Here is an 18521-nt window from a genome sequence, read left to right as displayed (position 1 = left end):
GCCGTATACCGGAGGACCCTGTTTCACGTGAAACAGGGTCCTCTGCTCCATCAATCCCCTGTCAGAGGTTCAGCTTGAAGCCCTCGTGCGAGGCGGTGAAGCCCAGCCGCTCGTAGAAGCGGTGGGCGTCGGTGCGCGTCTTGTCCGAGGTGAGCTGCACCAGGTGGCAGCCGAGACGGCGGGAGGTGTCGACGGCCCACTGGATCAGCTCGCCGCCCAGCCCGCTGCCGCGCTCGTCGGCGTGAATCCGTACGGCCTCGATGAGGGAACGGGTCGCGCCCCTGCGGGAGAGCCCCGGAATGATCGTGAGCTGGAGCGTCCCGATCACCCGGCCGTCGCGGACCGCCACGACGAGATGCTGGTTCGGGTCGGTGTCCAGGCGCTCGAAGGCCGCCAGGTACGGCGTCAGGTCGTCGGGCGACTCGCGTTGGGCGCCCAAAGGGTCGTCGGCGAGCATGGCCACGATCGCCGGGATGTCGTCCGGGGCCGCGGGCCTTATGGCGAGGTCGGTCATGGCCCGCAGCTTATGCGGGGGCGTGCAGCGACTCCACGGCCCTGACCAGCGGGGCGAGTTCGGGGTTCAGCGCCGCCGTGTCCAGCGCCTCGCGCAGCGCCGAATCGTTGGTCGGACGCGCCTTCTCCAGCAGCTCCAGTCCGGCCTCGGTGACGTTGGTGTAGATGCCACGGCGGTCGGTGGGGCACAGATAGCGCTCCAGCAGCCCGCGGTCCTCGAGGCGGGTCACCAGCCGGGTGGTGGCGCTCTGGCTGAGGACGACCGCGTCGGCGACCTGCTTCATCTGGAGGTGGCCGCCGTCCCCGTCGTGCTGCCTGCTGAGCACGTCGAGCAGGGAGTACTCGCGCACGCTCAGCTCGTGCTGCGCCTGGAGGGCGCGCTCGATGTGTGTCTCGATTCTCCCGTGCAGCAGAGACAGGGCCCACCAGCCCTGCGCGAGGGCGGTGAGCGCGGGATCCGTCGCTGTCATTGGGTGTTCCTCCGTTCCACAGCGGCCGACTTCCAGGGTAGAGCACGGGTGCAATATCCAGCGATTGCATTTAACCCGCGTCTGCAACTATTGTGAGGGCACGTAAAGCGCTCCTGCAATCGTTTGGGAAGGTCTACCCCCTCATGCCTCTCGCGCTTCTGGCCCTGGCGATCGGGGCCTTCGGAATCGGCACGACCGAGTTCGTGATCATGGGTCTGCTGCCCCAGGTCGCGGGTGACTTCGGCGTCTCCATCCCCACCGCGGGCCTGCTCGTGACCGGCTACGCCCTCGGCGTGGTGATCGGCGCCCCGCTGATGACCGTGCTCGGCACCAAGGTCTCGCGCAAGCGGATGCTGATGGTGCTGATGGGCCTGTTCATCGCCGGGAACCTGCTCTCCGCCATCGCCCCCGTCTTCGCGGTCATGCTGATCGGCCGGGTGGTCGCGTCCCTCGCCCACGGTGCCTTCTTCGGCATCGGGTCGGTAGTCGCGGCGGAGCTGGTGGCACCGCAGAAGAAGGCCGGCGCCATCGCCATGATGTTCACCGGGCTGACCGTCGCCAATGTGGTCGGTGTCCCGCTGGGCACGCTCATCGGGCAGCAGATCGGCTGGCGGGTGACCTTCGGCATCGTCGCCGTCCTGGGCGTCATCGGCCTCGCCGGCATCGTCAAGCTCGTACCCGAGGTGCCCAAGCCCGAGGGCGTGCATCTGCGGCATGAGCTGGCCGCCTTCAAGAACGCCCAGGTCCTGCTCGCCATGGCGATGACCGTGCTCGGTTTCGGCGGAGTCTTCGCCGCCATCACCTACATCGCGCCGATGATGACCCACGTCGCCGGTTTCGCGGACGGCTCGGTCACCTGGCTGCTGGTGCTGTTCGGCCTCGGCATGGTCGGCGGCAACCTGATCGGCGGCAAGTTCGCCGACCGCGCGCTGATGCCGATGCTCTACGTCTCGTTGGGCGCCCTGGCCGTCGTCCTCGCGCTCTTCACGCTCACCGCGCACAACAAGATCGCGGCCGCCGTGACCATCGCCCTCATCGGTGCCCTCGGCTTCGCCACTGTCCCGCCGCTCCAGAAGCGCGTCCTCGACCAGGCACACGGCGCCCCGACGCTCGCCTCGGCCGTGAACATCGGCGCCTTCAACCTGGGCAACGCCCTGTCCGCCTGGCTCGGCGGCATGGTCATCGCGGCCGGGTTCGGCTACACCGCCCCCAACTGGGTCGGCGCCGTCCTCGCCGCAGCCGCCCTGCTGCTCGCCGTCCTGTCGGCCGCCCTGGAGCGCCGCGGCACCAGGACCGGCGCGGCGCTCACCTCCGACGCGCCCGCCATGCCGGAGCCCGCCCGCCACTGAGGCCGGCCCCGCATCACCCAGACCCCGTCCGCGCCGGTGACCAACCCCGGCCCGGGCGGCCCCACCTCAGGAAATTCCAAGGAGACTCCCACCATGAGCACCACCACCTTCGCCCCGCTCACCATCGAGGACGCCGAGCTGCTCATCGCCACCGCCCGGCGCGCGGCCGAGGACGCCGGTGTCACCGTCAGCGTCACCGTCCTGGACGCCGGTGGCCACCTGCTCGCCTTCCGCCGGGACGACCGGGCCGTTCTGATCTCCGGCGAGACCAGCACCCGCAAGGCGTACACCGCGCTTCAGCTCAATGCGCCGACCGCCGATCTGGTCGACGCCGTGCAGCCCGGCGGCCTCTTCCACACGCTGCCGACCGCGCTGGACCGCCCGCTGCTGTTCATCGCCGGTGGCGTCCCCGTCCACCGCGACGGCCGGCTGATCGGCGCGATCGGCGTCGGCGGCGGTGCGCCGGAGCAGGACCACGGTTTCGCCACCGAGGCCTTGACCGCTCTGGTCTGAGCGAGCCGCACACATGCCGAAGGCCCCCGTGGTACCGCGGGGGCCTTCGGCATACCGGGAATCAGCCCGCGGCCACCGTCAGCGGTGCGAACCTGCGGGTCCAGTCCCCCGGCAGATCGGGCGTGCCGAGCATCATGACCGCGTTCGACATCACCGGAGCCAGCCCCCGCTCCTTCGCCCACACCAGCAACTCCTCGTGGCGCACGTCCAGGTCGGTGCGCAGCGGGCGGTCGCTGTGGGCCGCCAGCGACTCGACGAGCGCCTTGGCCGTCTCGGTGTCGCGGGCGATCAGGGGGCCGACGACATGGGTCCGCATGTTCGGCCACGCGGCGGTGTACCCGATGATCCGGCCGTCCTCCTCCGCCACGCGGACCTGGTCGGCGAAGGCGGGCAGCCGGACGAGGATCGGGGTGCGGTCGACACCGAATACCTCCGCGTCGAGACGGAGGATCGACGGAAGGTCCTCGGCGGTCGCGGCCCGCGTCAGTACCGACGGCTCCGATCCGTCCGGCGTGAAGTGCCCCATGAGCATCTCCGCTTGGCCCACCGTCTTGAAGCCGATCTCCTCGTACAGCGGGCGGCCCAGCGGGGTGGCGTGCAGGGTCAGTGGGGTGCCGTCCTTGGCGGCCACGACGTGGCGCATCAGGCGGCGTCCCACGCCCTTGCGAGAGTGACGCTCGGCGACCAGGACCATGCCGATCGCGCCCAGTTCCACCCGCTGTGCGGAGCCGTACTCCGTGACGACGCACGCGGCGACTAGGCCACCGTCGGGGTCGTCGATGCCGTAACCGTGGCCGGCGGTGAGCAGCAGGCCCCATTTGTGTTCCTCGCGGGCCCAGCCCCGGTCCTCGGACAGATCGGCGCAGGCGGTGAGATCGCGCGGAGTCAGACGGCGGATGGGCAGCGCGGCGAGTGAAGAGATCGGCACGCCGGTCAGGCTGTACGAATCGCACCCCTCACGTCCACCGGATTCGGAGACCTCTTACCGGTTCCGGCCAGATTCTCCGCTCGGGGCAAGCCACTGATGGCCGGCGCTGTTTCACGTGAAACGTCGGCCTGTCGCGGCAGCCAACAGCGTAATCGGACGAAGCCCGCCACAGCCGTCTTTCCGGTTAATGGGACGCGATACCGGCCCACGGTGCCACGCTGCGGAACGAGTGCTGCGGTCCTCCGCCCCGGCGGGGATCACGCGCTTCCGAGGGGGAGAGCGCAGACCGCCGCAAGAGTGCGAGCGAGGGCACACATGGAAGCTCCGGCCACTCCATCGGGGGACGACGGCCCGGCGGACGGCGTCGGCCGACGGCCACGGCACGCAGCCGCGCCTTCCCGCGCGCGGGCATCCTGGGACGCGCTGCTCATCCGCCGCACGATGGCGGAGATCGCGCCCCTGGCCGACAAGGTCACCTCCTACTTCTACGCCCTGCTCTTCGTTCGCCACCCGGAGCTGCGTCCCCTGTTCCCGCCCGCCATGGACACCCAGCGGGACCGGCTGCTGCGTGCCCTGCTCACCGCGGCGGAACACATCGACAACGCCCCGGTACTCGTCGACTACCTGCGCACCCTCGGCCGGGGCCACCGCAAGTACGGCACCCGGCCCGAGCACTATCCGGCCGTCGGCGCGTGTCTGATCGGCGCCCTGAGCGCGTACGCCACCCACACCTGGAACCCGCAGACGGAGGCGGCCTGGGGCCGGGTCTACGCGACCATCTCCCAGGTCATGATCGAGGCCGCCGAGACGGACGGGCGGGCCACTCCGCCCTGGTGGCACGCCGAGGTCGTGACCCACGACCTGCGCACCCCCGACGTCGCCGTGATCACACTGCGTCCCGACCAGCCGTACCCCTTCCTGGCCGGGCAGTACGCGAGCGTCGAGACGCCCTGGTGGCCGCGTGTGTGGCGGCACTACTCCTTCGCCTCCGCGCCCCGCGCCGACGGCCTGCTCACCTTCCATGTGCGGGCGGTTCCGGCGGGCTGGGTCTCCCATGCCCTGGTGCACCGCGCCTGCCCAGGTGACGTGGTGCGTCTCGGGCCGCCGGTCGGCTCGATGAGCGTCGACCACGCCACCGACAGCGGCCTGCTCTGCCTGGGCGGCGGCACCGGCATAGCCCCTATCAAGGCCATGGTCGAGGAGGTCGCCGAGTACGGCGCGCGCCGCCCGGTCGAGGTTTTCTTCGGCGCCCGCAACGACCACGACCTGTACGACATCGACACCCTGCTCCGGCTGCGGCAGGCCCATCCCTGGATATCCGTTCGCTCGGTCATCGACCGGGAGGACCGCCATCTGCACGACGCCGTGCGGGCGGGCGGCCCCTGGCGGGACTACGACGCCTATCTCTCCGGCCCGCCGGGCATGATCCGCAGCGGTGTCTCCGTGTTGCAGGCGCTCGGCGTGCCGGCGCGCCGCATACGCCACGACCCGGTCGACGACCTGGTGGTCATCGGCTCCTGAGCGGCCCTGGTCAGCCGAGGTCGGGGGCGTGCATCGCGCGGACGCCTTCGATGTTGCCGTCCAGGTAGTGCCGCAGCGACAGCGGGACGAGGTGGACGGAGGCGATGCCGACCCGGTTGAACGGGATGCGGACGATCTCGTACTCCCCGGCCGGCTCCTCCATCTCGGGGCCGTGGCGGAGCGAGGGGTTCATGGACTCCAGGCGGCAGACGAAGAAGTGCTGAACCTTCACGCCGGTCGCGCCGCCGTCCTCGCCGATGTGCTCCACGGTGTCCACGAAGCAGGGCACGACATCGGAGATCTTGGCGCCGAGTTCCTCGTACACCTCGCGGTGCAGGGCGTCGACGACGGTCGGGTCCTCGGCCTCGACGCCGCCACCGGGGGTGACCCAGTAGGGATCGACACCGGGCTTGGTGCGCTTGATCAGGATCAGGTCGTCACCGTCCAGCAGAACGGCGCGGGCGGTGCGCTTGACCACGGGTCGGACGGTCATGGGAACAATGTGGCCCGGCCGGTTCCACGTGAAACATCGCGGGCGGCCCCGGACTCGTCGCGGGGAGGCATTCGCGGAGGAATGCCCGCTCAGCACCACTGTGAGGCGGCCCGCTGGAGCCACTCGTGCGCCCGCGTCACATGCGGCAGCGCCAGCGAACCGGTTCGCACCACCAGGAAGTAGGTCCGCAGTGGCGGCACGGCCGGGTCGTGCAGCAGGACCAACTCGGCCCGGTCGAGGGCGGCGGCGCACAGATAGCGGGGCAGCACCGCGAGCCCCGCCCCCGAGGCAGCACAGGCCAGCACCGCGCGCAGGTCCGGCACGATGACCGTCCCCGAGGCGCCCGGACGGGTGTCGAACACGCAGGTCCAGTAGCGCGTGACGAAGGGCAGCGACTCGTGGACCTCGACCACGGGCAGGTTCTTCAGCGCGGCCGCCCCCGTCCCCCCCAGCGCGTCCGGCCCGAGCCGCTCGGCCCAGCGCGGGGCGGCGACCAGCACATGCTCCTCGTCCCAGAGCGGGCTCGCGCTCAGCAGGGCACCGCGCGGTCGGACCGTACTGATGGCCAGCTCGTGATGGCCCGCCGCCAGCCCTTCCAGGACTTCCTCCGCCGTGCCGAAAGAGGCGCGGAGGGCGAAGCCCTGGCCGTCGGCGCCGGTCAGCTCCGTCAGGGCGGGTAGGGCGCGTTCGGTGGTGAACTCCGGAGGTCCGGCCAGATGCAGGGTGCGCAGCGAGGACTCGTCGTCCAGGCCGCTCTCGGCTATCTCGACCAGGGCGTCGAGATGGGGCGCGGCCTTGTGGGCCAGTTCGTCGCCGATGGTCGTGGGAGTCACCCCGCGTGCCTGGCGCAGGAAGAGGGGGCGGCCGAGCTGGCGCTCCAGCGTGCGGATCTGAGAGGTGACGGCGGGCTGGGAGAGGCCCAGCAGCGCGGCGGCGCGGGTGAAGGAGCCGGCCCGGTGCACGGTGACGAAGGTCCGCAGCAGGGCCAGGTCCATTGTGGGGCCCCCTTTCCCTGCCTCCTCGGGCAGGCCGGGCAGGCCCCAACTATAAATAAGTCGATAGGTCTCTGTCGTTACCGTGATTGGACACTGACGCAGAGTCAACTAACCTTGTTGGCGCGGTTCTTCGCGCGCGGAACCGGGGACGGTCCGAGCCACGAGGGGGGAGGCTCGGACCGTCCGCACCGCTTTCAGCCGGCGGACTCGGCGGACTTGTCCAGGGCCCGCAGCACGTCCGCCACCAGGTCCTCGGCGTCCTCGGCCCCGACCGACATGCGGATGAACCCGTCCGGCACCGCGTCTCCGCCCCAGCGGCCACGCCGCTCGGCCGTGGACCGCACCCCGCCGAAGCTCGTCGCGTCCTCGACCAGCCGCAACGCCTCCAGGAACCGCTCGGCGTGCTCCTGCGTGGGCAGCGTGAAGGAGACCACGCATCCGAAGCGGCGCATCTGCCGCGCGGCGACCTCGTGCGACGGGTCGTCGGGCAGCCCCGGATACCGCAGGCCGGAGACCTCGGGGCGGCCGCGCAGCGCCTCGGCCACCGCGAGCGCCGTGGCGTTCTGCCGGTCGACGCGCAGCGGGAGCGTGGCGATCGAGCGGTGGGCGAGCCACGCCTCCATCGGGCCGGGGATGGCCCCGACGATCTTCCGCCAGCGGCGCACCGCGTCCATCGGCTCGCCCGCGCGGCCGACGACGTACCCCAGCAGGACGTCGCCGTGCCCGCTGAGCTGCTTGGTGCCGCTGGCCACGGCGAAGTCGGCGCCCAGCTCCAGCGGACGCTGCCCGAGCGGCGTGGCGAGGGTGTTGTCCACGGCCACCAGCGCACCGCGGGCGTGGGCCTCCTCCACCAGCCGCCGGATGTCGCACACGTCGAGCCCGGGGTTGGACGGCGACTCGATCCACAGCAGCTTCGCCCCGTCGAGCACGTCGAGCTGGGCGTCACCGCCGGTGGGCGCCGTGCGCACCTCGATGCCGAACGCCTCGAGCTGGGCCCGGGCCAGGGGGAGCGCCTGGTAGCCGTCCGAGGGCAGCACGACGGTGTCGCCGGTCTTGAGCTGGGAGAAGAGCACGGCCGAGATCGCCGCCATGCCGGAGGCGAACACCAGCGTCTCGGCGTCGTCGGCACCGGGCACCTCCAGCTCGCCGATGGCCCGCTCCAGCAGGGTCCAGGTGGGGTTGCCGTCGCGGCCGTAGGAGTACGGGCCGCTCACCTCGCCGGGCAGGTGGAAGTGCGCGGCGAAGACCGGCCCCGGCAGGGTCGGCTCGTGCTTCACCGGCTCGGGAAGACCGGCGCGAACGGCGCGGGTGCCGTCGCCGGGGGAGTCCGGGTGTGCGGCAGTGTCGTTCATACGGGCCGTTCCTCCAGATGTTCGCGTACGGAGTCGAGCAGTCCGGCGCTCGCCGCCTCCACCATCTCAAGGCACTCCTCGAAGCCGTCGCGGCCCCCGTAATAAGGGTCCGGGACATCGAGGTCGGCGCCGGCCGACGGGTCGTACGAACGCAGCAGGCGCACCTTGCGGGCGTCCTCCTCGGTGGGGGCGAGGCGGCGCAGGACCTTGAGGTGGCCGGTGTCGAGGGCGATCACGAGGTGGAGCCGGCCGAACCAGGACGGCTGGAACTGCCTCGCGATGTGCTCGGTGCCGTAGCCGTGCTCGTCGAGGACCGAGACGGCGCGCGGGTCGGCGGCATCGCCCTCGTGCCAGCCGCCGGTGCCGGCGCTGTCGGCCTCGATCAGGCCGCCGAGCCCCGCCTCGGCGACGCGCGCCCGGAAGACCGACTCGGCCATCGGGGAGCGGCAGATGTTGCCGGTGCACACGAAACACACGCGGTAGGCCATGACCGGATCAGTCCTCGTCGGGCAGGACGAGGTTCAGCGCCCAGGAGACGATGGAGATGATCAGACCGCCGAGCACGGCCGTCCAGAACCCCTCCACGTGGAAACTCAGGTCGAGCTGCCCGCACACCCACGAGGTCAGCAGCAGCATCAGCGCGTTGACGATCAGGGTGATCAGGCCGAGGGTCAGGATGAACAGCGGGAAGGTGAGCACCTTCACCACCGGCTTGACCAGAAGGTTCACCAGCCCGAAGACCAGCGCGACCACGATCAGCGTGCCGACCTTCTTGCCCGTGCTGTCACCGGTGAGGGTGATCTTGTCGAGGAGCCACACGGCGACCGCGAGGGCGCCCGCGTTGGCGATCGTCTTGACTAGGAGATTCTTCATGTGTCTGATCGTTGCAGACCAGGATCAGAGTGGGCGGCGCGGCAAGGGCGGACGACGGCGATGAAGGTATTCCGGCTGGACGATCTGGAGGCGGAGCGCGCCGCGAACGATGGCGCCTACCTCCAGTTCCTGCGGGAGCGGAACATGTCGGTCGGCCTGTACGCGCTCGACGCCGGGTCTCACGACCCCCAGAACCCCCACTCCCAGGACGAGGTGTACTTCGTGGTCAGCGGCCGGGCCTCGGTCTCGGTCGGACTGGAGACCACCGAGGTCGCGCGGGGCAGCGTGATCTACGTGCCCGCCGGGGTGTCCCACAAGTTCCACCACATCAGCGAGGATCTTCGGGTCCTGGTGGTGTTCTCGCCCCCCGAGGGCTGAGGGTCGGGTCTCAGGGTTCCCTAGGGGATGGATCAGGGGACGACAAGGGGTGCGACACCCCCACGGAGGCCCTCGCCGGCCCTAGCATCGAAGCGGGACATCGAGAACCGCTAGCGCAAAGGACAGGGCGATGCGAGAGATCTTCACGGGCTTGCCGTGGTGGGTGAAGTGGGTCGCGGTGCCGGTCATCGCGCTGGTGGTGTTCGGTGGCCTGATAGCGACCGTGGTCGGCTTCCTGATCGGCCTGCTGTTCAAGCTCCTGCTCTTCGTCGCCCTGGTCGGCGGACTCATCTACGTGGTGCGGAAGTTCACGGCGGGCTCCTCCTCGCGCGGCGACTGGTGAGGCGCGGGGGTGACGGGGAGCGGAACACGGGGCGGTAACACGGAACGCCGGTTCCCTCGGGGGAGGGAAGTTTCCCCGGCAGGCCGTCCGCGCGCGGTGGTGGACGGTTAGAGTCCGGAACTCCCGTGGGGCCCCGAACCCCACGGGCGGCACGCACCCCACCCGTGTCCACCCCGCACGGGCCGCCCCCACCTCCGCGCTTCGGGAGTAAATCCTTGGCCACGGTCGACACCGCCCCGGCAGGACCCCACGCACCCCCGGCTCCCGCGCGGTCCTGCGCGCCCCCGATGCAGCGGCCACCCGCCGCCACCGCCCCCGACAAGCATTCCGCGACCCTCATCGGGTCCGTCCAGCGCGCGATGCGCCTGCTGGAGACGGTCGCCGCGCACGAGTACGGCGCCCCCGCCAAGCAACTGGCCCGCGAGACGGGGCTCGCGCTCCCCACGGCGTACCACCTGCTGCGCACCCTGGTGCACGAGGGCTATCTGCGCCGGGACAAGGGGCGGTTCTTCCTCGGCGACGCGGCGGACCGGCTCAGTAGCAGCGGAGCGCAGCAGAAACGTCGCAGCACGGTGACCGACACCCTCGCGCACTGGCGCGATGCGATCGGCGCCCCGGTGTACTACGCGATGTACCGGGACGGCGAGATCGAGGTCATGTGCGTGGCCGACTCACGGGAGACGCCGGCGGTCGCCGAGTGGGCCGACTTCCGCGAGACGGGACACGCCCACGCCGTAGGGAAATGCCTGCTCTCCCAACTGGACGACGACGCCCGCCGCGACCACCTCGCGCGCTACCCGGTCCGCTCCCTGACCCCGTACACGGTCCGCGACAACGATGCCCTGCTCAGGCGGCTGGCCAGGACCCGGCGCATGGAACCGGTGATGGAGCGGCAGGAGTACGCTCTTGGCGCAGTCTGCGCGGCAGTGCCGATCACTGTCGGTACAACCGCGGCGACGATGGCGATTTCCCTCCCGACCCGTCAGGCGGATCAACTCCCGTGCATGACAAGGAGGTTGCAGGCGGAAATGGGCCGCCACATGGGCGCACTGGCGCTCTCTATCAGCATCTGAAAACTCACTCCTTGTGATCTGCCATGTACGTTCAGCTAGATTTGACCCCAGTCAGGGATTAAACCCGGCCAGTCGATGTCTTATGACGGGGTAGGCGATGCGCGAGTCCGTACAGGCAGAAGTCATGATGAGCTTTCTCGTCTCGGAGGAGCTTTCCTTCCGTATTCCGGTGGAGTTGCGCTACGAGACGAGTGATCCCTACGCGGTGCGGCTCACCTTCCATCTGCCCGGTGACGCCCCGGTGACCTGGGTCTTCGGCCGGGAGTTGATGATCGACGGAGTCGGCCGGCCGTGCGGCGAGGGGGATGTGCACATCTCCCCCGTCGACTGCGAGGTGCTGGGCGAGGTGCTGATCCGCCTTCAGGTGGGCGGCGACCAGGCGCTGTTCCGCTCCTCCACGCCGCCGCTCGTGGCGTTCCTCGACCGCACCGACAAGCTGGTGCCGCTCGGGCAGGAGGGTGCGCTGGCCGACTTCGACACCCACCTCGACGAGGCGCTGGGCCGCATCCTGGCCGAGGAGCAGAGCGCGGGCTGAAGTGGCGGGGCCGAGGGGAGCCAGGCGCTCGACCAGGCTCCGTGAACCTTTGAAGAAACGCTTCTGCAAGGGCTCGGGGTCCGACGCCCCCGGCGCCCCGCTCAACGCTTCCGACGCCGCCCCCGGCCGCCCGAGGCCGCGACGGGCTGGGCGCCCGCCGCAGCGGCCGTACCGGGGGTGGGGCGGTCCGCCGAGACGACCAGGGCGGCGAGCGCGGTGGTGACCGGCACGGAGGCGACCAGGCCGATCGAGCCGACCAGCGTGCGCACGATCTCCTCCGCGACCAGCTCGCTGGTGGCCACTGTACCCACCCCGCTCTGCGCGATGGAGAACAGCAGCAGGAGAGGCAGCGCGGCGCCCGCGTAGGCGAGGACGAGGGTGTTGACGACGGACGCGATGTGGTCGCGGCCGATGCGGATGCCCGCCCGGTACAGCCCGCGCCAGCCCATCGAGGGGTTGGCCTCGTGCAGCTCCCACACGGCCGAGGTCTGGGTGACCGTCACATCGTCCAGCACGCCCAGCGAGCCGATGATGACGCCCGCGAGCAGCAGACCGCTCATGTCGATCGACGGGTAGAGCCCGTGGATCAGGCCGGTGTTGTCGTCCGTGTTGCCGGTGAGCGCGGCCCAGCCGATGAACTGCGAGCCGAGGAGGCCGATCAGCAGCAGCGAGACCAGCGTGCCGAGCACCGCGACGGAGGTCCGCGCGGAGAGGCCGTGGCACATGTACAGGGCGATGAGCATGATCGCGCTCGACCCGACCACCGCCACCAGCAGCGGGTCCGAGCCCTGGAGCACCGCGGGCAGGATGAACAGGGTCAGCACCAGGAAGCTGACGGCCAGGGCCACCAGCGCCATGACGCCGCGCAGCCGGCCCACCACCACGACGGCGACCGCGAAGATCCCGGCGAGCAGGGCCATGGGGAACTTGCGGTCCAGATCCGTGACCGCGTACTGGAGTTCCTTCGGCGCCTTGGGCTCGTAGGCGACCACGACCTTGTCGCCCTGGTGCAACTGCCGTGTCTGGTCCGGCTGCACCAGCTCGGTGAAGGTGCGGCCCTTGTCCTTACCGGTGTCGACCCGGACCGTGGCCTTCTTGCAGGGGCCCTTCTTGTCCCCCTGGGCTGAGGGATCGCCGCCCGTGGCGGAGGGATCGCCGACAGGGGCCTGCCCGCCCGCGCCACCGACCTGGCAGCTCACGGAGGTCACCGTGGTGACGGTGGCCTGCTGCGTCTGGCGGTCGAAGCCCACGCCGGTGCGCTGGTGCGGGGGCGCGCCTCCGGGCCAGAGCACCACCAGACCCACCACGACGGCCGCGCTGAACGGGATCAGGATGGCCGCGATGACCTTGCGCAGATGCTTGGACACCGGCGCGGCGGGGCCGTGGCTGTGGGAGTGGCCGTGACCGCCCCCAGAGCCGTGCCCGCCATGCCCACCGTGCCCATGCCCATCGTGCCCGTGCCCATGTCCACCCCCGTCGCCGGGACCTGGTCCGGGGCCGGGCCGGTGGGGTGGGCCGGGAGGAGGGTAGGGAGGCTGCTGTGTCGTGGTCACGGCCCGATCATTGCAAGAACGGGGGAGGCCCACTGTTCATCCCGTCACATGGGGCGCTAGCGTGGAGGCACCTTTGCACACGCGGGAGCTCGGAGCACCGGGCTGAGAGGGCGCTGACCTCTGTCGTTGCGATGTTTCACGTGGAACGTGGTTCCCCGTGAACATCTGCGGACGGGAATCGCTGCGTCGACCGCCGAACCTGTTACCGGGTAATGCCGGCGTAGGGAGTAGGTCTCATGACCAACAAGGACGCACGCACGCCTGCCTCCACGCAGAACGCGACGAACAGCTCGCCGGGCGAGGAGACTGGGAAGTCCATCGGCTGGCACAAGGCGTATGTCGCGGGTTCGCGCCCCGACCTGCGCGTGCCGGTCCGTCAGGTGCATCTCACCAACGGGCGGTCGGTCACGCTGTACGACACCTCCGGCCCGTACACCGATCCGGAAGCCGACACCGATGTCCGCCGGGGGCTCGCCCCGCTGCGGGAGAACTGGATCGTCGCCCGTGGCGACACCGAGGAGTACGCGGGCCGTCCGGTCCGCCCCGAGGACGACGGGCTCAAGCACACCTCGCCGCGCGGCGGGCTGCGCAACCTGGACGCCGTCTTTCCGGGACGGCCCCGGCAGCCCCGGCGCGGACGCGCGGGCCGGGCGGTCACCCAGCTCGCGTACGCCCGCCAGGGGGAGATCACGCCGGAGATGGAGTTCGTGGCACTCCGGGAGAACGTCGCTCCCGAGGTGGTCCGCGACGAGATCGCGGCCGGCCGCGCCGTGCTGCCTGCCAATGTGAACCACCCGGAGATCGAGCCGATGATCATCGGCAAGCGGTTCCTGGTGAAGGTCAACGCCAACATCGGCAATTCGGCCGTCACTTCCTCGATCGAGGAGGAGGTGGAGAAGATGACGTGGGCGACCCGCTGGGGCGCGGACACGGTCATGGACCTCTCCACCGGCCGCAACATCCACACCACCCGCGAGTGGGTGCTGCGCAACTCCCCCGTACCCATCGGCACCGTGCCGCTCTACCAGGCGCTGGAGAAGGTCGACGGCCGGGCCGAGGAGCTGACCTGGGAGATCTACAAGGACACGGTGATCGAGCAGGCCGAACAGGGCGTGGACTACATGACGGTGCACGCCGGTGTGCGGCTGCCGTACGTCCCGCTCACGGCGAACCGGAAGACGGGCATCGTCTCGCGCGGCGGCTCGATCATGGCCGCCTGGTGCCTGGCGCACCACAAGGAGTCGTTCCTGTACGAGAACTTCGAGGAACTCTGCGAGATCCTCGCCGCCTACGACGTCACCTACTCGCTCGGTGACGGCCTGCGGCCCGGTTCCATCGCGGACGCCAACGACGAGGCGCAGTTCGCGGAGTTGCGCACGCTCGGGGAACTCAACCGGATCGCCAGGCGTTTCGATGTACAGACGATGATCGAGGGCCCCGGTCATGTCCCGATGCACAAGATCAAGGAAAACATCGACCTTCAGCAGGAGATCTGCGATGAGGCTCCGTTCTATACGCTCGGCCCGCTGACCACCGACGTCGCGCCGGCCTACGACCACATCACCTCCGGCATCGGCGCCGCGATGATCGCCTGGTGGGGCACGGCGATGCTCTGCTACGTCACGCCCAAGGAACACCTGGGCCTGCCGAACCGGGACGACGTCAAGACCGGCGTCATCACCTACAAGATCGCCGCCCATGCGGCCGACCTCGCCAAGGGGCACTCCGGCGCCCAGGAGTGGGACGACGCACTCTCGGACGCCCGCTTCGAGTTCCGGTGGGAGGACCAGTTCAACCTCGCCCTGGACCCGGACACGGCACGGGAGTTCCACGACGAGACGCTGCCCGCCGAGCCCGCCAAGACGGCCCACTTCTGCTCCATGTGCGGGCCGAAGTTCTGCAGCATGAAGATCTCGCAGGACATCCGGCGCGAACACGGCGGCAACCGGGCCGAGATCGAGGAGGGCATGGCCAGGAAGTCCCTGGAGTTCGCGGCCACGGGCAACCGGGTCTACCTGCCGATCGCGGAGGACCGGCCCTAGTCATACGGGACGCCGGCCGGATGCTCAGTCCGGCTGGTGTTCCGGCCCGCCGAAGTCCGGGCTCGAGTAGTCCGGGCTGCTGAAGCGGGGCCGGTCGGTGGCCGTGCCGTCGTCGGGGCTGGTGAAGCCGGGGCGGCCGTAGCCGAGGCGGGGCATCCGGCTCGGGCCGGGGGCCGGCAGGGGCTGGGCGGCGGGGGCGCCGGGCTGGGCGAGGGCGTCGCGGAGGAAGGGCAGGATGCCGCGTTCCAGCAGGGCGTCCCGCCACTCCTCGCCCGCCCGTGCCACCGCCTCACGGGCCTCCGCCTGGGCGGCGGCCTCGGCGGAGGAGCTGTTGCGCAGCGCGGTGAGCAGCAGCGCCACCCCGGCGGCCAGGATCGCCGCCGCCGCCACGGCGCCGAAGACCCAGCCGACGGTGACCATGGTCCGGCCGAACTGCTGGCCGGGGGCGACCATCCGCAGGAGGTAGCCGACCAGCAGGAAGATCACGGCGGCCGTCCCGGCGAGCACGGGGGCGAGCACGGCGACCATCGCGCTGGCGCCCGCACCGGCGCCCTCGGCCGTCTCCCCGAGGGCGGCGGCGAGCCCGAGTGCGCCCGACTCCGTCTCCGCCGGGGCGGCTTCGGCGACGGCCGTCTCGGCGGCCGGCGCCGGATGGCGCAGCTCCTCGCGGACCTTGACGTAGTGCTGGTACTCGGCGGCGGCCGCCGCCGTGATGAGGGCCGTGGCGCTGAGCGCCATCGTGCGCAACTGCTCGGGGTTGAGCCGCTGTCCGATGCCGGACAGCTCCGGGTGGTCCGGTGCGGAGCGCAGCGCCTCATCGAGGAGCCGCTCGAATTCCCGGCGGTCCTCGCTCAGCAGGTGCTGCGGAACGCTGTTCATGTGCATCCCCCGATGCTCCGTAGGGCTTGGGGCTCGCATGGGGACGAGCCGTCGGGCAGAAACGGAGGGGAGCCTGCTACGGATAAGCCGATGGTAGAGCTGTCATACCGCGCGGTGACAGGGGGTTGCCGGAAATTGGGGCGATGCCCGGTGCCCCTTCCGCGCCGCTCCGGCCGGGGGCCGGGCGACGCGGTGAAGGGTCAGGCGTCCAGCGGGAGTTGCTGGACCAGCAGCTTTCCGGCCATGGTCACGCCGCCGTCCATGGCGATGGCGAGGCCGTCGGCGTAGACGTGCGGGCCCTCGACGTGGGGCTCGCCCCGCTCCTCGCCCTCCTCGGAACCGACCTGGCCGAGCAGATAGGGAATCGGGCTGTGGCCGTGAACGACCCGGGAGCCGCCGTACGTATCCAGGAGGGAGCGCACCGCGTCGGCGCCGCCCTCGTCGCGGAAGGAGAAGCGCTTGGTGAACTTGCGGAACAGGTCCCAGACCTCGTCCGCGTCGTTGCGGGTCAGCGCGTCGCGGACGGTGTCGTTGACCGCCTCGATCGAGTCGCCGTAGTCGAGGTAGGCGGTGGTGTCGGAGTGGAGCAGCAGATGGCCGTCGACCTCCTCGACCGCGTCCAGCCGGGCCATCCACTGGAGGTGGTGGTCCTGGAGGCGGTCCATGTCGGTCTTCTGGCCGCCGTTGAGCAGCCAGGCCGCCTGGAAGGTGGCGGTGCCCGCGCCGGAGTTGACCGGGGTGTCGCCGAACCGCTTGGCGCCCAGCAGCAGCAGTTCGTGGTTGCCCATGAGCGCCTTGCAGTAGCCGCCGGCCGCCGCGGCCTCGGCGGACAGCCGCATCACCAGGTCGATGACGCCGATGCCGTCCGGGCCCCGGTCGGTGAAGTCGCCGAGGAACCACAGCCGGGCGGTGCCCGCGCACCACTGGCCCTCCTCGTCGACCAGGCCCTTCTCCCGCAGCGCGCTCAGCAGCTCCTCGATGTAGCCGTGGACGTCGCCCACGACGAACAGCGGACCGGGGCCCTCTTCGGGCTGCGGCGCCGGGGCGGGAGCGGGCTCGACGGGCGGCGGGAGGGTGTCGCCGCGCCGGATGACCGGCAGGTCGCGCTCGGTCGGGGTGTACCCGTCGGGGTGCTCCTCCTCGTGCGGAGGGACGACGTCACCGGGGTGCACGTCGGCGTACGGACCGGTCTCATGGACGTACGCGGGCACCCGGAAGTCGCGCAACGTCGCCGTACGCTCCGTCTCGGGTCCCAGACCGGCCCCCTGAGTCATCAGACCCCTCCACCATCGCGCCGAAGCTGCACCGCTTCGGACTGCCTGGTCGCAGCGGCCCGCGGTGTCGTGCGCCCATCATAGGAATGCGCGTCGCGCCATGTGATGACCCAGGGGTGGTGAATCACGGTGAGGTTCCTGATCGCTGGGGCTTTCGTCCCGATTGGGCAGGAGTCCGGTCGGTTGCCCGCCCGGGATCGGCTGGTCGCCGGGCGGTCGTCCGCCCCGGTTCGCCGAGGCGCGGCGGACCCCGCCACACCTCGCGGACCTCTCCGGACCCCCCTCGGGCCGGTTCTCCGTCAGCCCCGCTCCGGCACCCGCGGCGGGCTGACCGTGGTGCGCGGCGGACGGCGCTGGGAAGAGGTGCGCACGATCAGCTCCGTCGGTATCACCTGCTCGACCGGCTGGTCCGACTCGACCCCCTCGATGGCGTCGATGAGGAGCTGCACGACCGCCGTGCCGATGCGGCGCGGCTTCAGCGAGAGCGTGGTGATGGGGGGCTCGGTGGTGGCGTACACGGTGGACTCGCTGCAGCACACCAGCAGCAGGTCGTCCGGGACGCGCAGGCCGTAGCGCCGGGCGGCGGCGAGCAGGTCGGTGCCGTTGGGGTCGAAGAGGCCGTAGACGGCGTCCGGGCGGTCGGGGCGGGCGAGCAGCCGGTCGGCGGCGACGGCGCCCGCACACGGGTCGTGCGCCGGGTACGCCTCGTAGACCGGGTCCTGGCCGACCCGCTCGCACCAGCGCAGATAGGCGGTGGTGGACAGGTGCGTGTACGTGTCCGTGGTGGTGCCGGTGAGCAGACCGATGCGCCGGGCCCCGGCGGCGGCGAGGTGGTCGAGGATGCCGAGGACGGCGGCCTCGTGGTCGTTGTCCACCCAGGCGGTGACCGGGAGGGAGCCGGCTGGGCGGCCGTCGGAGACGACCGGTAAACCCTGCCGGACCAGTTCGCTGACGACCGGGTCCTGGTCGGAGGGGTCGATGACGACCGTCCCGTCCAGAGCGACGTTGGACCACACGTCGTGCCGGGAGGTCGCGGGCAGGATGACCAGGGCGTAGCCGCGGGCGAGCGCGGCGGAGGTTGCGGCCCGTGCCATCTCGGCGAAGTACGCGAACTCGGTGAAGGTGAAAGGTTCATCCCCGTACGTGGTCACGGTCAGGCCGATCAGGCCGGACTTGCCGGTACGGAGGGTGCGGGCGGCGGCCGAGGGCCGGTAGCCCAGTCGGTCGGCGACCTCGCGGACATGGCGGCGGGTGGCGTCCGGGAGCCGCCCCTTGCCGTTGAGGGCGTCGGAGACGGTTGTGATGGAGACCCCGGCGGCGGCGGCCACGTCTCTGATGCCGGCCCGTCCGGGCCGGCTGCCCCGCCGGGAGGTTTCCGCGCGGCTCACCTGGTGCTTCCCTGCTGCTGTCATGGCGAGCCGATAGTAGGGCTCTTCC

General features: G+C 70.9%; 20 protein-coding genes. 8 read left to right on the top strand and 12 right to left on the bottom strand.

The genetic code is table 11. From position 1 onward, the window contains the following. Nucleotides 1-61 precede the first annotated feature (61 nt). Complete coding sequence (locus E5082_RS12605) at nucleotides 62-514, bottom strand: GNAT family N-acetyltransferase (protein WP_135791352.1); 453 nt, start codon at nucleotides 512-514, stop codon at nucleotides 62-64. A 10-nt stretch (nucleotides 515-524) separates the two neighbouring features. Continuing rightward, complete coding sequence (locus E5082_RS12600) at nucleotides 525-983, bottom strand: MarR family winged helix-turn-helix transcriptional regulator (RefSeq protein ID WP_135791351.1); 459 nt, start codon at nucleotides 981-983, stop codon at nucleotides 525-527. A gap of 143 nt (nucleotides 984-1126) precedes the next feature. Between E5082_RS12600 and E5082_RS12595 the strand changes: the two genes are divergently transcribed. Continuing rightward, nucleotides 1127-2332, top strand: coding sequence for an MFS transporter (locus tag E5082_RS12595; RefSeq protein ID WP_135791350.1), 1206 nt, complete (start codon nucleotides 1127-1129; stop codon nucleotides 2330-2332). Between the two features lie 93 nt (nucleotides 2333-2425). Then, nucleotides 2426-2845 carry a GlcG/HbpS family heme-binding protein gene (locus E5082_RS12590; RefSeq protein WP_135791349.1) on the top strand — a complete coding sequence of 140 codons (420 nt, stop codon included), beginning with the start codon at nucleotides 2426-2428 and terminating at the stop codon, nucleotides 2843-2845. Between the two features lie 61 nt (nucleotides 2846-2906). Here the strand turns inward: E5082_RS12590 and E5082_RS12585 are convergent, their stop codons facing one another. After that, entirely contained in the window at nucleotides 2907-3773 is an 867-nt protein-coding gene (locus tag E5082_RS12585; protein ID WP_135791348.1) for a GNAT family N-acetyltransferase, read from the bottom strand. A gap of 315 nt (nucleotides 3774-4088) precedes the next feature. Here E5082_RS12585 and E5082_RS12580 point away from each other — a divergent pair, with 315 nt between their 5' ends. Then, nucleotides 4089-5294: a globin domain-containing protein gene (locus tag E5082_RS12580; protein WP_135791347.1), complete on the top strand. Its 1206-nt coding sequence runs from the start codon at nucleotides 4089-4091 to the stop codon at nucleotides 5292-5294. A 10-nt stretch (nucleotides 5295-5304) separates the two neighbouring features. Here E5082_RS12580 and E5082_RS12575 read toward each other — a convergent pair whose 3' ends face one another. The 5 genes from E5082_RS12575 to E5082_RS12555 form a co-directional block, all read right to left on the bottom strand. Then, nucleotides 5305-5787, bottom strand: a complete 483-nt coding sequence (locus tag E5082_RS12575; RefSeq protein ID WP_135791346.1) for an NUDIX domain-containing protein — start codon at nucleotides 5785-5787, stop codon at nucleotides 5305-5307. Nucleotides 5788-5876: 89 nt separating this feature from the next. Next, nucleotides 5877-6782 (bottom strand): LysR family transcriptional regulator, encoded by a 906-nt coding sequence (locus tag E5082_RS12570; RefSeq protein WP_135791345.1) that lies wholly within the window; start codon nucleotides 6780-6782, stop codon nucleotides 5877-5879. A 194-nt stretch (nucleotides 6783-6976) separates the two neighbouring features. Then, the gene (locus E5082_RS12565) at nucleotides 6977-8134 is read right to left on the bottom strand and encodes a cystathionine gamma-lyase (protein ID WP_135791344.1); all 1158 of its coding nucleotides are present in this window, start codon (nucleotides 8132-8134) and stop codon (nucleotides 6977-6979) included. Next, the gene (locus tag E5082_RS12560; RefSeq protein WP_135791343.1) at nucleotides 8131-8622 is read right to left on the bottom strand and encodes a low molecular weight protein-tyrosine-phosphatase; all 492 of its coding nucleotides are present in this window, start codon (nucleotides 8620-8622) and stop codon (nucleotides 8131-8133) included. Before E5082_RS12560 ends, E5082_RS12565 begins: the two co-directional genes overlap by 4 nt. A gap of 7 nt (nucleotides 8623-8629) precedes the next feature. Beyond that, the gene (locus E5082_RS12555; protein WP_135791342.1) at nucleotides 8630-9007 is read right to left on the bottom strand and encodes a phage holin family protein; all 378 of its coding nucleotides are present in this window, start codon (nucleotides 9005-9007) and stop codon (nucleotides 8630-8632) included. 60 nt (nucleotides 9008-9067) lie between these two features. On the opposite strand from E5082_RS12555, the gene E5082_RS12550 reads away from it, so the two are divergent. From E5082_RS12550 to E5082_RS12535, 4 genes are all read left to right on the top strand, one after another. Next, on the top strand, nucleotides 9068-9385 hold the full coding sequence (locus E5082_RS12550) for a cupin domain-containing protein (RefSeq protein WP_135791341.1): 318 nt from the start codon (nucleotides 9068-9070) through the stop codon (nucleotides 9383-9385). Between the two features lie 130 nt (nucleotides 9386-9515). Then, entirely contained in the window at nucleotides 9516-9728 is a 213-nt protein-coding gene (locus E5082_RS12545) for a DUF5326 family protein (RefSeq protein WP_030806132.1), read from the top strand. A gap of 215 nt (nucleotides 9729-9943) precedes the next feature. Continuing rightward, entirely contained in the window at nucleotides 9944-10801 is an 858-nt protein-coding gene (locus E5082_RS12540; protein ID WP_229918817.1) for an IclR family transcriptional regulator, read from the top strand. A gap of 97 nt (nucleotides 10802-10898) precedes the next feature. Then, the gene (locus tag E5082_RS12535) at nucleotides 10899-11336 is read left to right on the top strand and encodes an SsgA family sporulation/cell division regulator (protein ID WP_030806138.1); all 438 of its coding nucleotides are present in this window, start codon (nucleotides 10899-10901) and stop codon (nucleotides 11334-11336) included. Nucleotides 11337-11437: 101 nt separating this feature from the next. Here the strand turns inward: E5082_RS12535 and E5082_RS12530 are convergent, their stop codons facing one another. Continuing rightward, the gene (locus E5082_RS12530) at nucleotides 11438-12889 is read right to left on the bottom strand and encodes a YibE/F family protein (RefSeq protein ID WP_135791340.1); all 1452 of its coding nucleotides are present in this window, start codon (nucleotides 12887-12889) and stop codon (nucleotides 11438-11440) included. 236 nt (nucleotides 12890-13125) lie between these two features. Between E5082_RS12530 and thiC the strand changes: the two genes are divergently transcribed. Continuing rightward, nucleotides 13126-14931 carry a phosphomethylpyrimidine synthase ThiC gene (gene thiC, locus E5082_RS12525; RefSeq protein WP_135791339.1) on the top strand — a complete coding sequence of 602 codons (1806 nt, stop codon included), beginning with the start codon at nucleotides 13126-13128 and terminating at the stop codon, nucleotides 14929-14931. 24 nt (nucleotides 14932-14955) lie between these two features. On the opposite strand, the gene E5082_RS12520 is transcribed toward thiC, so the two are convergent. The 3 genes from E5082_RS12520 to E5082_RS12510 form a co-directional block, all read right to left on the bottom strand. Further along, nucleotides 14956-15816 (bottom strand): hypothetical protein, encoded by an 861-nt coding sequence (locus E5082_RS12520; protein ID WP_135791338.1) that lies wholly within the window; start codon nucleotides 15814-15816, stop codon nucleotides 14956-14958. A 194-nt stretch (nucleotides 15817-16010) separates the two neighbouring features. Next, nucleotides 16011-17084 carry a metallophosphoesterase gene (locus tag E5082_RS12515; protein WP_135791337.1) on the bottom strand — a complete coding sequence of 358 codons (1074 nt, stop codon included), beginning with the start codon at nucleotides 17082-17084 and terminating at the stop codon, nucleotides 16011-16013. 299 nt (nucleotides 17085-17383) lie between these two features. Then, a complete protein-coding gene (locus E5082_RS12510; protein WP_135791336.1) occupies nucleotides 17384-18496 on the bottom strand; it encodes a LacI family DNA-binding transcriptional regulator in 1113 nt (370 codons plus the stop codon). Between the last annotated feature and the right edge of the window lie 25 nt (nucleotides 18497-18521).

Source organism: Streptomyces griseoluteus (assembly GCF_004784465.1).
Taxonomy (GTDB): domain Bacteria; phylum Actinomycetota; class Actinomycetes; order Streptomycetales; family Streptomycetaceae; genus Streptomyces; species Streptomyces griseoluteus.
Note: the sequence above shows the minus strand (reverse complement) of the source record. Positions and strands in the feature narration are given on the sequence as shown.